Origin of the sequence: Nocardia sp. NPDC051929 (assembly GCF_044548645.1) — a bacterium.
Lineage (GTDB): Bacteria > Actinomycetota > Actinomycetes > Mycobacteriales > Mycobacteriaceae > Nocardia > Nocardia sichangensis.
In genome coordinates this window covers 1-13,729 of the sequence record NZ_JBIUCG010000019.1, presented here as the reverse complement: position 1 = coordinate 13,729, position 13,729 = coordinate 1, and the positions used below count along the sequence as shown (strand labels likewise).

Annotated in this window: 14 protein-coding genes and 1 pseudogene; 6 read left to right on the top strand and 9 right to left on the bottom strand. The window is 66.8% G+C overall.

Features of this window, described 5'->3' with window-relative positions; translation table 11 throughout:
* Nucleotides 1-139: 139 nt before the first annotated feature.
* Entirely contained in the window at nt 140-829 is a 690-nt protein-coding gene (locus ACIHAX_RS25400; protein ID WP_397279963.1) for a TetR/AcrR family transcriptional regulator, read from the bottom strand.
* A gap of 149 nt (nt 830-978) precedes the next feature.
* Here ACIHAX_RS25400 and ACIHAX_RS25395 point away from each other — a divergent pair, with 149 nt between their 5' ends.
* Entirely contained in the window at nt 979-1,920 is a 942-nt protein-coding gene (locus ACIHAX_RS25395) for an NAD-dependent epimerase/dehydratase family protein (protein WP_397279961.1), read from the top strand.
* Between the two features lie 188 nt (nt 1,921-2,108).
* On the opposite strand, the gene ACIHAX_RS25390 is transcribed toward ACIHAX_RS25395, so the two are convergent.
* Nucleotides 2,109-3,002, bottom strand: coding sequence for an IS5 family transposase (locus ACIHAX_RS25390; RefSeq protein ID WP_397279959.1), 894 nt, complete (start codon nt 3,000-3,002; stop codon nt 2,109-2,111).
* A 255-nt stretch (nt 3,003-3,257) separates the two neighbouring features.
* On the opposite strand from ACIHAX_RS25390, the gene ACIHAX_RS25385 reads away from it, so the two are divergent.
* The gene (locus tag ACIHAX_RS25385; RefSeq protein ID WP_397279957.1) at nt 3,258-3,701 is read left to right on the top strand and encodes a nuclear transport factor 2 family protein; all 444 of its coding nucleotides are present in this window, start codon (nt 3,258-3,260) and stop codon (nt 3,699-3,701) included.
* 20 nt (nt 3,702-3,721) lie between these two features.
* On the opposite strand, the gene ACIHAX_RS25380 is transcribed toward ACIHAX_RS25385, so the two are convergent.
* Nucleotides 3,722-5,101, bottom strand: a complete 1,380-nt coding sequence (locus ACIHAX_RS25380) for a hypothetical protein (protein WP_397279955.1) — start codon at nt 5,099-5,101, stop codon at nt 3,722-3,724.
* Nucleotides 5,102-5,266: 165 nt separating this feature from the next.
* Complete coding sequence (locus ACIHAX_RS25375) at nt 5,267-5,938, bottom strand: serine protease (protein WP_397279953.1); 672 nt, start codon at nt 5,936-5,938, stop codon at nt 5,267-5,269.
* Between the two features lie 301 nt (nt 5,939-6,239).
* On the opposite strand from ACIHAX_RS25375, the gene ACIHAX_RS25370 reads away from it, so the two are divergent.
* Both ACIHAX_RS25370 and ACIHAX_RS25365 read left to right on the top strand, forming a co-directional pair.
* A complete protein-coding gene (locus ACIHAX_RS25370) occupies nt 6,240-6,818 on the top strand; it encodes a hemerythrin domain-containing protein (protein WP_355075075.1) in 579 nt (192 codons plus the stop codon).
* A gap of 240 nt (nt 6,819-7,058) precedes the next feature.
* Nucleotides 7,059-8,108: an FAD-dependent oxidoreductase gene (locus ACIHAX_RS25365; RefSeq protein ID WP_397279950.1), complete on the top strand. Its 1,050-nt coding sequence runs from the start codon at nt 7,059-7,061 to the stop codon at nt 8,106-8,108.
* Between the two features lie 61 nt (nt 8,109-8,169).
* Here ACIHAX_RS25365 and ACIHAX_RS25360 read toward each other — a convergent pair whose 3' ends face one another.
* The 4 genes from ACIHAX_RS25360 to ACIHAX_RS25345 form a co-directional block, all read right to left on the bottom strand.
* Nucleotides 8,170-8,814 carry a TetR/AcrR family transcriptional regulator gene (locus ACIHAX_RS25360; RefSeq protein ID WP_355075079.1) on the bottom strand — a complete coding sequence of 215 codons (645 nt, stop codon included), beginning with the start codon at nt 8,812-8,814 and terminating at the stop codon, nt 8,170-8,172.
* Nucleotides 8,811-9,752: an NADP-dependent oxidoreductase gene (locus ACIHAX_RS25355; RefSeq protein ID WP_397279948.1), complete on the bottom strand. Its 942-nt coding sequence runs from the start codon at nt 9,750-9,752 to the stop codon at nt 8,811-8,813. Before ACIHAX_RS25355 ends, ACIHAX_RS25360 begins: the two co-directional genes overlap by 4 nt.
* Before the next feature lie 277 nt (nt 9,753-10,029).
* Entirely contained in the window at nt 10,030-10,272 is a 243-nt protein-coding gene (locus ACIHAX_RS25350) for a hypothetical protein (protein ID WP_397279946.1), read from the bottom strand.
* Nucleotides 10,269-11,876: a cytochrome bc complex cytochrome b subunit gene (locus ACIHAX_RS25345; protein WP_397279944.1), complete on the bottom strand. Its 1,608-nt coding sequence runs from the start codon at nt 11,874-11,876 to the stop codon at nt 10,269-10,271. Before ACIHAX_RS25345 ends, ACIHAX_RS25350 begins: the two co-directional genes overlap by 4 nt.
* 315 nt (nt 11,877-12,191) lie before the next feature.
* On the opposite strand from ACIHAX_RS25345, the pseudogene ACIHAX_RS25340 reads away from it, so the two are divergent.
* Nucleotides 12,192-12,530 (top strand): annotated as a pseudogene (locus tag ACIHAX_RS25340) (phenazine antibiotic biosynthesis protein); the annotation flags it as partial.
* Between the two features lie 431 nt (nt 12,531-12,961).
* On the opposite strand, the gene ACIHAX_RS25335 reads toward ACIHAX_RS25340, so the two are convergent.
* Nucleotides 12,962-13,444 carry a hypothetical protein gene (locus ACIHAX_RS25335; RefSeq protein ID WP_397279942.1) on the bottom strand — a complete coding sequence of 161 codons (483 nt, stop codon included), beginning with the start codon at nt 13,442-13,444 and terminating at the stop codon, nt 12,962-12,964.
* Between the two features lie 4 nt (nt 13,445-13,448).
* On the opposite strand from ACIHAX_RS25335, the gene ACIHAX_RS25330 reads away from it, so the two are divergent.
* Nucleotides 13,449-13,640 carry a hypothetical protein gene (locus ACIHAX_RS25330; RefSeq protein ID WP_397279940.1) on the top strand — a complete coding sequence of 64 codons (192 nt, stop codon included), beginning with the start codon at nt 13,449-13,451 and terminating at the stop codon, nt 13,638-13,640.
* The last annotated feature ends 89 nt before the right edge of the window (nt 13,641-13,729 follow it).

Sequence of the window (13,729 nt, the reverse complement as noted above, 5' to 3'; positions counted from 1 at the left end):
GCTGTGTACCGTAGCGCCGCCCGGCGTGCGCTACCCGCACGCCGGTGCGGACACGCCGCCATGTCGTCGTACAGATGAACTGGTCGGACCGGATCGAGGCCGGGCTGCGAAGAAGGCGGCGAGGAGACCGCCGGCCGGGTTACGGCAGGCCGACCAGGTCGGCCATCACGTTCATGTGGTGACCGAAGTATTCGTCGCGGGCGTCGATGGTTCCGTTCAGGCGGCCGAAGATCTCGAAGCTGATCAGGCCGAACAGCTGGGTCCAGCCGACGAAGACCCGGTCGAGTACGTCTTCGGGCATGTCGGCGGGCGGCTTCTGCTCGATGAGTCGGCGCAGGTCGGTGCGGACGGGCGCGGGCAGCGGGGCCGGAAGCGGTGGCGGTGTCAGTTTTCCCGCCCCCTCCTGCGCGATGGCGACCAGCCGGAAGACAACGGCCGTGGCGGGGGCCACGGTGTCCTCGGGTGCGGAGTATCCGGGTACCGGGCTGCCGTAGAGCAGTCCGTATTCGGCCGGATGGGCCAGCGCCCAGTCTCGCACCGCCGAGCACACCGCCAGCCACCGGCCGCGTAGATCGGCGGTGGGAACCTTCGCGTCGGCGGTTTCGGCTTCGGCGGCCAGGGCGCGGTAGGCGTCGAGAATCAAGGCGGTCAACAGGTCGTCCCGGCTCGGGAAGTAGCGGTAGAGCGCGGACGGAACGATGTCCATATCCCGTGCGACCCCGCGTAAGGACAGGTTCGCGCCGTCCACGGCCAACCGTCTGCGCGCGACCTCTTTGATCTCCTCGGTCATCTCGGAGCGGATGCGGGCGCGTAGGGATCGGGCGGACATCTCCCCAGTGTAGAGAACAAGCAACCGATAACAGAACATATGTTGGTTCGGTGAACAGTGCTCTTGACTTCACGCATTGTTCTGACTTACGGTGAAGCCGCATTGAGAACACTGTTCTCTAAACGGAACGCTCGACAGGATGGATTGCCATGGTTCTGCACGTTGTCATCGGAGCCGGCCCGGTGGGCGCGACCACCGCCGCGTTGCTCGCCGCACGCGGCGCCCAGGTGCGCGTGATAACCCGGCGCGGCGTCGGCCCGGATCATCCGCTGATCGAGCGCGTCGCCGCCGACGCCACCGACTCGGCGGCATTGATCGGGCATTGTGCGGGCGCGGAGGTGATCTTCCAGTGCGCGCAGCCTCCGTATCACCGCTGGGCGAGCGACTTTCCGCCCCTGGCCGCCGCCGTGTTGCAGGCGGCGGAGGCTACCGGCGCCGCGCTGCTGAGCGTCGGAAACCTCTACGGCTACGGTCAGGTCGACGGTCCGATCAGCGAACAGCACCCGCTGCGTCCCAACAGCGTGAAAGGGCGCGTGCGCGCGGAGCTCTGGACCGAGGCGCTGGCGGCGCACGAAGCGGGCCGCGTCCGCACCGCCGAAGTACGCGGATCGGACTACCTCGGCGCCGGAGCGACGTCGGCGTTCACCGTCGCGGCGCTGCCCGCCGTGCTGGCCGGCCGCCGGGTGCTGTTCCCCGCCGATCCGGACGCCGCGCACAGCTGGACCGATGTCACCGACACCGCACGTACTCTCGTCGCGGTCGCCCACGACGAAAACGCTTGGGGCCGCGCTTGGCACACGCCCACCGCGCCGCCGATGTCCCTTCGCGAACTCGCCGGGCTCGCGGCGACGGTCGCGGACGCGCCGCCCGCGCGGGTGAGCCGGATGCCCGCCGCGGTGCTCTGGGTCGGAGGGCTCTTCGATCCCAACGCCCGCGAGATGCGCGAACTGCGGTATCAGTTCGATCGTCCGTTCGTGATCGACTCCTCGGCCGCGACCGCGGCCTTCGGCATCGAGCCGACGCCCCCCGCGGAATCACTGCGCGCCACGATCGCCGCCCTTCGCGACGAGGCGTCCGCATCCATCGACTGACGTCCGGCGGACGATTCGTGGGGAGGGGGCCCCGAACGCGTCGTGGCGGACGAAGGCCAGGCGCTCGCTCGGGTCCGAGGAGTCATGAGCGGACCGGGCGCCGCGCCGCTACCGGCTGTCGGGAAGCGACCTCGTGCGACCCACAGGATGATTTCGACCTAGAGCGTGTCTCGAAGTAGGTGTCGGGGTCATAGCCATTGGTCGATGGCGGCGATCTGGATGACGGCGAGGTAGCGGGTGGCGAGTTTCTCGTAGCGGGTGGCGACGGCACGGTGTTGTTTGAGCCGGTTGATGCCACGTTCGATGGTGTTGCGGTGCCGGTAGATCTCACGGTCGAATGCCGGTGGTCGCCCGCCCCGGCGGCCGCGGTTGCGGCGGTGTCCGGCTTGATCGGCCGGGACCGGGATCGTGGCGGGGATGCCACGCTCGCGCGGGTAGGCGCGGTTGGCGGCCGAGGAATACGCCTTGTCCGCCAGTACCCGGTCCGGACGCACGCGTGCCCGTCCGCGACCGAGGCGCGGTACCCGGATGCTGTCGAGGACCGCGGCGAATTGCGGGCTGTCGCCGGCTTGACCGGCGGTGAGCAGCAGCGACAACGGTCGCAGGCCGTGTTCGCAGGCCAGGTGCAGTTTGGTGCCCCACCCGCCTCGGGAACGCCCGAGAGCGTGATCGGTGGGTTCTGCGCGGTGCCCGCCGGGCGGTTCGACCTGGCGGTCGCCGTGGCGGCGGGCACCGGCGGCGTGTGGATGCGCACGCATGATCGTGGAATCCACGCTCACCAGCCAGCCGATCTGTGCGGCGGCGTCGGCGATCGCCTGGAGTTGTCGCAGCACCGCTGCCCACACCCCGGCGCGGGTCCAGCGGCGGAACAGTGCATAGATCGCCTGCCAGGATCCGTACTGCGGTGGGACGTCACGCCACGGGCAACCGACCCGGATTCGCCAGCGGATCCCGTCGAGCAGGCGGCGTCGGGTCCATCCCGAGGGTCGGCCGGGTCGTTTCGGGGTGGGTAGCAGCGGTTCCAGCCGTGCCCATTGGGCATCGGTCAGATCCGCTCGCGCGGTCACCGCTAGGGTGGTCACGAGGTCTCCGGTGTTCAGTTGAATCTTGGTCGATCAACCAACTACCGGAGACCTCGCCATATCTCAAACCGTCAGCCTGCCAACCAGTCTCACACCTACAGCTCTACTTCGAGACACGCTCTAGCTGCCGGGAACCACGGCCGTCACTCCTATGACAAGAGACAGTGGGGGAGAGGTAACACAACCGACCCCCATCTAGCACGATGGCTGATTCCCGCCAGCGCGGGCGGGGTGGCGGTGACCAGGATCGTGCGCATGACAGCTGATGTGATGAGCACCCTGAGGGCCTTCTACGCGTCGGAGGCGGCGTATCTGACCGACGGGTCCGGGTTCGAGGAAATGGCCCGGCATCTGGCGCCGGATGTGGTCATGCGCCAGGCGTCGAGCCTGCCCTATGGCGGCGATTGGCATGGACACGACGGATTCCGGAGATTCCTCGCCGCGATGCGAGAGAGCTGGGACGGCTTGTGGTTCGACGAGCAGCATTTCCTCGACGACGAGGCCAGCGTCGTGGTCTACAGCCGGGGTCGTCTACGTGCGCGGCGCACCGGACGGATACTGGAAACCTCACTGCTGCAATGGATCAGCTTTCGAGACGGCCTGATCACCGAATTCCGGCCCTACTATCACGACACTTCGGCGGTCCTGGCCGCCCTGACCGAAGGGCCGTCGGCCGCGCAGCCTCCGTCGGCCGATTGACCGATCCCCTGGCCGAACGGCTAATACCACTCACCCGGATAAGAACCATTCGGGCTGTGGTACAGGACTCCGGTCTCGTAGCAGATGAATTCACCGCGGGTGTCGAAGCAGGTCGCATAGTTGTTCGAGACTTTGCCCGAGATCACCAGGATCCAGTCGCCGATGACATCCATCGGGCGCTGATGCCATCCGCTCGCGACTTTGTTCAGTGTCGTGAGGTCTATGACGGGGCTGTCATCGGCGTTTTGGATGTAGAGATACTTGCCGGCGAGGTAGACGTGCTGGAACCCGAGGCCGGCGGCGTCGTTACCTGACTTCTGGACGACGAACGTCTTCTTGTTCATGTCGTAGACGTTCAGATAGGCGCTGTCGCTGCCTCCCCGCCCATACGCGAGCAATAGGTTTCCGCTGCGTTGGAACGACTGCGCGAAGGGCGCGATCGGTCCGACGAGCGCGGCGGCAGCCGAATCGAAGTAGAAGAGGTGGTAGTCGGGCCGACCGGCCTGTGCGACGAAAAAGCCGTTGTCCGCTGTCGTATGCGGTGAATCGATGGCCGTTCCGCCCGCGAGGCCGATGCCATCGAACCGCGCGATCTCGGAGCCGTCCTTCGCGCTGTTGAATACGATTCTCTGGCCGCTCTGCGTCCCCAACTCCCTTGCGAGACTCCGACCGTTGTAGCGGTCGCTGTAGAGCTGGCCTTCGTCGAGCTGCCAGGCAACGGCGAGCGTATCGAGGTCGAATCCGACGACGCGCGAACGAACTCGGACGATGAAACCGTATTCTGTCGGGGCCAGCACCGAGAACTTGTCGAGTGCGAGGTCTGCGGGCCAAGGCGCCTGAGCGACAGGTGCGCGATCGTTCACTCCGAACGCTTCGATCCTGGTCGAGTACTTTTCGGCATCCAGACCCGAAGCAGGTGTGCGAACCGAGACTATGTACACGACGCGCACATTTCGAGGCGTACCCATCACCGTGCAGAAGTGGTTGACGAGTTGCTCGGGCGCTTTGAGAATCGGTTGGGGGATCGGCTTGTTCGTGCCGGTCAGCGGATCGAACACCTGGCCGCCGCGGGTGAATTTGTCACCGGCATCGGGAGTGCAGCCCGAGAACACCGTCCCCGGACCGCGCATGCGGTTGTCGCCTTGCAAGAGTGGCACCGTCTCCGGTGGCGGCGCGGCGCTCGACGCCGGTGCGCCGGGGGTTCTGGCGGTTGCGGTCGTTGTCGCGGCGGCCGCCGATCTGGTTGCCGGACCCGGCGAATCGTCGGATGTGGCGCAACCGGCGATCACGACCGCGGCGGCCAGGACGACAGCACCCAAGATTCGTTGCACACACTGACCCATTTCCAACCCCAGACCGTGGACGCACCCGTTCGACCGGGCGTCGGCGGTAGCCTTCACGATCGGTCGATTCGACACCGACCCGAATGTAGAGCATGCGCACCGCATCTGAATGTCAGCTGTTCGACCGATATTCCGGAACCGGAGGCGGGAGAAACGCTGTATTCGGGTCGCTACTGCGATGCCGAAGTTCGCTCGACCCGCGTGCTGGTCACACTGCTGGGATCAGATGGGACGGAATCCGGCGCCGACGTCGTCGCGGGAGTCGATGTCGGCGAGGATGGCGTTGATGTCGGTTCCCACCTCGGGCCCGAGACACCCCATGCCCCAGTAGGCGTTGACCATGCCGACCAGGGTCGAACCGATCACCACCGGCGCGCCGGAATCGCCCTTGAGCACACACATTTGGGTCCAGGTGTCGCTGCCGCGGCCCATCATGTCGCCCCAGGCGACACCGCAGGTTCGGCCGGTCGTGCGGCCCTTCTTGCACACCACGTCGGGAAATCGCGCGGGTGCGCCGAGGCCGTCGATGGCGAAACCACCGACGTCGCGGGCTGGAGCGACCCGCGTGTCATCGAATTGGATGATCGCGTAGTCCAGTTCGTGATCGGCGTAGACGAACCGCCCCAGCACCCCATAGCTGGGATAGGTCACCGACGCCACCTGCGCCCCGGGCTCGCCGCAATGCCCCGCCGTCAAACCGACCAGCCTGCCAGCCGCGTCGTAGCCGATGGCGGTGAGCGTGCATTCGGCCCGGTCATCGATCACGATCCCCGATCCACCGCCGATCGGCGGCAACGGCAACTGCGGTACACCGGCCGCCGCACCGGCTCCGACGGAAACCGGGCCGCACACCAGCGCGGCCGCGGAAATCACCTTCATCAGCGAACGAGACACCGTTCCTCCCACCGAGCCGAGCGAACCTCACCACCACCGAGCTACCCACACCTACCACGCGGAAACGGAGGATCGGTCGCAACGCTGTCGCTCCCGAGGTTCGGTCAGCCGTTTCACGGCGAGGCACTTTGTCGTTGATGCTCGCGATCGGGTATCCATGCGGGTTCCGCGGCGGAATGTGAGCGTCGGGCCGCGGCTCGGTAGTACGTTGTCGTCAGGTTCCCATGGACGTTCCGGCTGCCCGCGCGGCAGTCGGTCGTCGAGTCCAATGCTTACTCGAACGCGGCGTCAGGGAGGAAATGTGGACATTACCGAGCTGATTCTCGATGACCATCACGAGCAGCGGCGGCTGTTCGCGATCCTGGAGCAGATCGATCGCGGGGAAACCGCCGCGCTGTCCGCGATCTGGGACAGACTGGCGGCCTTCCTCGAGCTGCACGCGCAGGCCGAGGAGGAGATCTTCTATCCCGAGCTGCTCCAGGCAGGGATCGCGGCCCGGCGCGCGAGCGGGACGGAGGACGAGACACTCGACGCCATCCACGACCACAACGAGATCAGGGACGCGGTCGCCGAAGTAGCGCGACACCAGGTCGGCACCGACGATTGGTACGCGGCCGTAGCTGCGGCGAACCTGGCCAACAGCGACCATATGGCCGAGGAAGAACGTGAGGGGCTCACCGACTTCCGCCGCCTGGCCGGGTTGGCGCGCCGCCACCAACTCGCCGTCGCCTTCGCCGCCTACGAAGCGAGCAATTACGCCGGCGTCGAGCCCGTAGACAAAGACCCTCTCGGCTATGTCCGCGCGGCGGAGGCGACACTGCGCACCGGGGCGAGTGGATCGCTCAGTGTCGGCAGCCTGAAGCGAATTCCACCGAGCTGAGCGCCGTCGATGCGATGGGGGAGCGCATGTGTCGACCCGTGCCCACTCGGATTCTGTTGCCACGAAGAGCTTTTGGACTGGGTGGCCCGCTCTGCCATCGTGAGACGTGCTCTGCGGAGGCGCCATCCCGCGCTCGGTCGATCAGTCCTCGGCGAAGGTTCGGCCGAGCATGGCAATCTGGATGAGTGCCCCTCCCAGCGGGTGGCCGTCGGCACGACAACGCTAGGAGATCGCAGTTACATGGTCAGTGTTATCGGTGGTGGGATCGCGGGTAGTTGCCTGGCCGGTGGTCTCGCGCGGAAAGGTCGTCAGGTAACGGTCTACGAGCAGCAGCGCCCCGGTCCCGGAGCCGGGGCGTTTCTGTTCATCGATGGGCGCGGGCACGACGCGATGGAGGCGATGGGTGTCGATCGTTCGGCGCTGCACGCGGTTTCGTATCCGCTGGCGGGGCTCGACTATGAAGACAGTCGCGGTCGGCGCAGCGAAATGCCCAGTCGCGGTCATCGCTTCTGGTTGCGCCGCAACCTCATGGGTGTGTTGTCGGAGTTCGTCGCCGGCTCCGGCGCGGAGCTGCGCTACGGCGAGCCGATCACCGAGGTGACCTCGGGTGACGACGGCCACGAGATCCGGCGCGGCGCGGACGTCGTCGCCGCCGAGGGACTGGTGGTCGGCGCCGACGGTATCGACTCCGTGGTCCGCGCGGGCCTGGAACCCGGCCGCATCCCGGTCTACGCCGGTGACGTCGTGCTGTACGGGATGACCGGCACGCCATTGGATTCCCCGCCGGCCACCGCACCCGCGGTCCTGCACTTCTTCGCCGAGGTCGCCGAAGACGGCAGTGCCGGCAGTACTTTCGGGCACATCTGGCGCCCAGAGGATCCGGCGGCTCTGTGGTTCGTGCGGATCCCGCGCGAACCCCTCCCCGCTTCCCGCGACGATATCGGGATGCGGCCGACCGGTGAATGGGCCGAAACCATCTTGGCAGCAACGCCTTCCATCGAGGCGCTGGTGTCGGATTTGCTGTCGCACACGGAACTGGTGCACGTCAGCAACGCCCGCGACGTTCCCCTGGACGGAGCGCGCGCGCCTCAGGATTCGGTGCTCCTGATCGGTGACGCCGACCACGCCATCACTCCGGCCGCCGGAGTCGGCGCACGTGACGCGCTCGAGGACGCACGCGCGGTGTTCGAGGCGATCGTCGGCGCCGGCTCACCCGCCGAAGCGATGACGCAGCGCCGCAAGCAGATCATCACCGATCGCGAGGCAGCCCAGCGGGCCCGACGGCGATGATCCGGCATTCGGTCCGCCGCGGTGCGGTCGCTCAGCAGCCTTGCCCACAGTGGCGCTGCACTCAGCGACCGAGATTCGCCGCCAGTATCGCGTCGAGGAGCGCGGGGAGTCGCCGCCCGGGGCCCGCGCTGGAGAACAGGCCCGAGGTGGTGAATGTGCCGACGATCCCCAACTGGAGCTGGTCGGCGAAGGAATCGGGGTCGGGCACGGCAAGGCGTCGACCAAGCCTGCGAAGGCGCATGCCCAGTTCCCGCTCGTGCTGGAGGCAGCGGTCACGGATCTCGTCATGGCTCTCGGAGAATTCGGCCGCCGTGTTGACGAAGGCGCAGCCTCGGTATCCAGGTGATGCCGCCATGTCGGTCATCCACGTGATCTGGGTCCGCAGCTCTGCCTCGGCATCGTCGGCGAACTGCTTCGCCACCTCGTCCCACCGTGCCCACAGTTGCTGGTCGATTCGGTCGAGAACCGCGAGGATGAGCGCGTCTTTGGTGGGGAACCACCGGTAGAGGCTGGCTTTGGCGATGCCGGCGCGGCGCACGACCTCATCCACACCGACGGCATGCACACCGTTGTCGTAGAAGAGTTGACAGGCGATGTCGAGCACCGCTTCTCGAAGCGCCGGCCCACGCAGCCGGGGGGCGCGTGAACCGGCGGTGCCCTGTTGCCGGGGCGGGGCTGCCGGCGTCCCGGTTCGCTGGGTGGTCATTCCGCCGAGTCCGGCATCACGATGACGGCCTTGCCGATGCCGGATCGGCTGGTCACCCACTGCTGTGCCCGACTCGCCTCCGCGAGGCCGAAGGTCGCTCCGATGTGCACGCGCAAGGAACCGGCTTCCGCGAGTTCGGATAAGGCTCTCAGGCCTACGGGATCCGGGTCGACCAAGCAGGACACCGCGTCGATCCCACGCGCATCAGCCTCAGCCCGGTAGTCCGGGACTGCCCAACCCAAGGCGAGCGCAGCGCAGCCGCCCGGGGCGATCCGGTCGAACAGCCGTAGGGCCAGATCGCCGCCTACGACATCGCACAAGGCGTCGGCCATGTCGATGGCGGCCACCGCCGCGGCGTCCCGATAGTCCACGCAGTCGTCGGCGCCCCATGAGGTGACCAGCGAGTGGTGCTCGGGCCGAGCGAGCGCGATCACTTCCGCATCGAGCGCGCGAGCGATCTGCACGGCGAGGTGTCCGACACCGCCGGAGGCGCCGTCGATCAGGACACGCTTGCCCCGCTCCACCTTCGCCGCTCGGAGCATCTGCCAGGCGGTCAGCCCGCACAACGGCAGCGCGGCCGCCTCCATCATGGTGAGGCCTGCCGGAGCGCGCACCACGTGGTGTGCGGGCGCCGTCACGTACTCCGCGTAAGCCCCGGCCGGATGGGGGAACCGGGCCAAGCCGAAGACCGGGTCGCCGACTCGGTGCCGCGCCACGCCGTACCCGACCGCATCGACGGTTCCCGCCACGTCCCAGCCCGGGATGAGCGGAAGTGTCATCGACTGGACGTAGCCGTTCCCGCGACCGGTGTGCATGTCGACGGGGTTGACGCTGGTCGCCGCGACCTTGATCCGTACCTCCCCGGGGAGCGGAACCGGCCGGGGCAGTTCGCCCACGGCGAGCGGCGCGCCGAATTCGATGTGATGGGCGGCCAGCATCGTGGCAGGCGTCTCCTTCGCGGCTCCGATGATCAGGCGCCCGCCCGCAAGTCTGACTCCGTAGCCATGAAGGACTCCATCCGTCGCGCCGAAAGAGACTGATCTGTCTCGTTGAAAATAGAGACAGATCAGTCTTGTTGGCAATAGGTACGTCCGAATCCGCCGACAGGAGTCCTGCTCGCGGCGCTCCCAGCGCCACCGCTCCACGAACTGACCGCACGAGCGATGTCCACAGAATCGGCTTCGAACACACTGGCGACCACTTCGAGTGGCATCTTCAAGATTCAGGCTGGCTCGTATGGGCGCAGATCACCTCGTAGGCCCGCGCGGCGTCCTCGGGGAAGACGAGAACGAGCAGGCGGTGGAGTCGGCCGCGTCGGTCGGTCCGTCCCACAGTGGAACGGATCCCGTTGACGCGCAGGGTGTCTCTTACGACGTTACCCGCGTGCTCGCTGGCGACGGTGGCCGCGGGGACCAGCAGGCCGTAGTCTTCGGCGTGCCCGGCGCGCCTCCGTCTCATCGGTCGTGCCTTTCGTTGTCGCGGCGCTGCTGGTATTCCCGGAGAACGGCAAGTTGCCTGCGTTCTTCGGTGTGCTCGGTCATCACCAGGCGCTCCGCTTCGGGCGCCGGATCCGGGCGCAGGAACGAGCCCGGTCCGGGCTTGCCCGCCAACCCCAGTTTGTTCATCTTTTTCGGTACCCGGGCGCCTTGGTATTCGAGCGGAACCGGGTGGCCGTGGTCGTCGACTGGGCCCAACGGCTGGTGCATCTCGATGTATTCGCCGTGCGGTAAGCGTTTGATCACGCCGGTCTCGATGCCATGGGCGAGTACCGCGCGATCGCTGCGTTGCAGACCCAGGCACATTCGGTAGGTAAGGAAGTAGGCCGTAGGCGGGCACAGCAGCACCGCGATGCGGAAGAACCAGGTCGTCGCGTTGAGCGAGATGTCGAAGTTCAGTGCGATGATGTCGTTGACACACGCCAGCGTCAGCACCACGTAGAACGTGAGGGCCATGGCGCCGATTGCTGTGCGCACCGGCACGTCTCGCGGCCGCTGCAGCAGATTGTGATGCGCGGTGTCCCTCGAAAGACGCTTCTCGATCCACGGGTACACCATCAGCGCCAAGAGCACCGATCCCATCGCCAGCGCGACCCAGAAGGCCGCCGGCACGGTGTAGTTGCCGATGTACAGTTCCCAAGGCGGCATGAGGCGTGCCATGCCGTCGGTCCACATCAGGTAGAAGTCGGGCTGCGAACCCGCCGATACCTGCGACGGGTTGTAAGGACCCAGGTTCCAGACCGGATTGATCTGGAAAAGGCCACCCATGAACGAGACTGTCGCGAGGGTGAACATGAAGAAGGCGCCCTGATCGAAAGAAAACACCGGCACGATACGTGTGCCGACGACGTTGTTCTCGTTCCGGGCCGGTCCGGGGAACTGAGTGTGCTTCTGGTACCAGACGATTCCGATGTGTGCGACGACCAGCGCCAACATGATCGCCGGGAACAGCAGCACGTGCGTGATGTACAGACGGGGGATGATGATGTCGCCGGGGAAATCGCCCGCGAAGATCAGCCAGTGCAACCAGGTGCCCACCACGGGGATGGAAATCGTGAAACCCGAGAAGGCCGCGCGCATGCCGGTACCCGACAGCAGATCGTCAGGCAGCGAATAGCCGAAGAAGCCTTCGAACAGGGCGAGGATCAGTAGCAGTGAGCCGATCACCCAGGTGATCTCGCGTGGGCGGCGGAACGCGCCGGTGAAGAAAATCCGGCACATATGCACGATCATCGACGCCACGAAAAGCAACGCGGTCCAATGGTGTACCTGCCGCACGAACAGCCCGCCGCGGACCTCGAAACTGAGATTCAGCGTCGACTCGTAGGCCCGGGACATGGTCAATCCCCGCATGGGCTGGTACGCGCCGTCGTATACCACCTCGCTCATAGAGGGATCGAAGAACAACGTCAGGTACACCCCTGACAGCAGCAGGATGATGAAGCTGTACAGGGCGATCTCGCCGAGCAGGAACGACCAGTGGGTCGGGAATACCTTGTTGATCGAGCGCTTGACGAAGGCGGAAGCGCGGTAACGTTCATCCAGGGCATCTGCTCCCCGTGACATGGTGCTCATAACTGGCGGGACCTCCCGGTCATCGACGGCTGCCCATAAGACATTTCGGGCCGCCGATTTCTGACACGATGTGATGGACATCACCAATGGATCCCCGTAGGCCGGGGGCGAGCGGCCGACGCCGCGGCGGGTACCACCGGTACGTGCTCGGCGAACGTGTACACGGCGTCGATCGCGGTTCTCGATACGAGTGTCCTATCGGCGGATCGAACTGGGCGACAGCGCGTTTGCCCTCGACCGGGCCGGGAGAGGATTGCGGCGTTCGAGCTGAAACCCCGATTCGGGGCACATCACTGGAGGCCGCGCATGCGCCCCGTAATCCTGGACCCCGCCGCGCACGACTACGCGATGATCGACGCGGAGGAATACCTGCGCGCCGTGCTGGCCTGGCATTTCAGCGAGGAGACAGGCAGCCCGTACTGGCTGCGCCCCGCGCGGACATTGGATTTCGATCCCGTCGCCGATATCCGGACCTTCGCCGACCTGCGCCGTTTCCCCAACGTCATCGACGAATTCCGCACGGTCGCGGTGGAGGACTTGATCCCCCGCGGGCTGACGGGCGCCGACCGCGTCATCGCGGGGATCTATGAGAGCGGCGGCACCACCGGTGCGCCGAAACGTTTCGTCATGTTCGACCGCTGGATGCAGTTCGCGCTCGGGGAGATCTCCCAGGTGCCGCCGCTGTATGTGCGCCGGGCGCTGACGGCCATGCGCAATGCGGCGGTGCTGCCCGCCGCCGAGCGATTCGCGGTGCTGGAACGGGCGGCCGAGGTATTCACCGAGGCCGAGATCGGCGGGCTCAGCCCCGACGAATACGCGCGACTGGTCAGCGTCGCGTCGGGAGGCCCGCTGGCCGTCGTGCGGCAGTCGGTGCAATGGGTCGCCGATGTACTGCGCGAGCAGCGCGGCACCCTCGAACTCGCGATGCCGAAGGGCGCGGTGGCCGACTGGCAGGACCGGCGCACCCTCGACGGATGCGCCGTCTGGACGCGCAGGGGCGATCTATGAGTCCGATTTCGCCATCGTCTACGGCGGGTAGGACGTGGTCGACAAGTACGGTGGCAGCGCGCGGGTGCTCACCCAGGGCCGGGGCGCTCGAAGATCCTGGTGACCTCGGACGTGGACTGGCGAGCTGAGGTCGCGCTGATCGCCGAGTCGGTGAGCCACCTCGGCGGTACCGCCTGCACCTGCACTACCGCGGTGCTGGTCGAGGGCGATCCGGAGCCGCTGGCGCGTGCGCTCGCCGCGGAGTTGGGGCCATTCCCAGCCTGCCGCCCGAGCACCCGGATGCCATCCTCACCGTGCAGCCCACCGAATCCGCGGCGGCGATGGACCACTACCTGAGTCGAGTCGCGGGCGACGCGCGCCCGCTGCTCGGTGGTGACACCATCGTGGACGAACTGTCGCCCGGCGCGGCGGTGCTGCGCCCCGCGGTGCACCTCGTCGGCAGCAGCACCGCGCCGCAGATCGGTGTGGAACTCGCCTTCCCCCTGCGTGTGGGTAGGGCCGTGGTCACCCACCGACGGCGTCGCCCCGCTGCGCGATTCGCTGGTTCTCACGGCGATGACCGAGCGGCGCGAACTCATCGACGCGCTGCTGGACGAGCCGACGATCACCAACCTCTATCTGGGTGACCATCCGACCACGTGGTTGCGTCCGGGGGTCCCGCACGACAGCTATCTCGGCGAGTTCCTCATGCGGACCAAGGGAATGATCCGTTCGGCGGCGACCCGACCGCGCACACCGGTCGGCTAGCTGTGATGTCCGGGGAGGTTGGTCAGTCGGGTGACCGGTGGGCGACCGCCGATGGCGGAGTGGGCTCGGTGGTGATTGTAGAAGTGGAG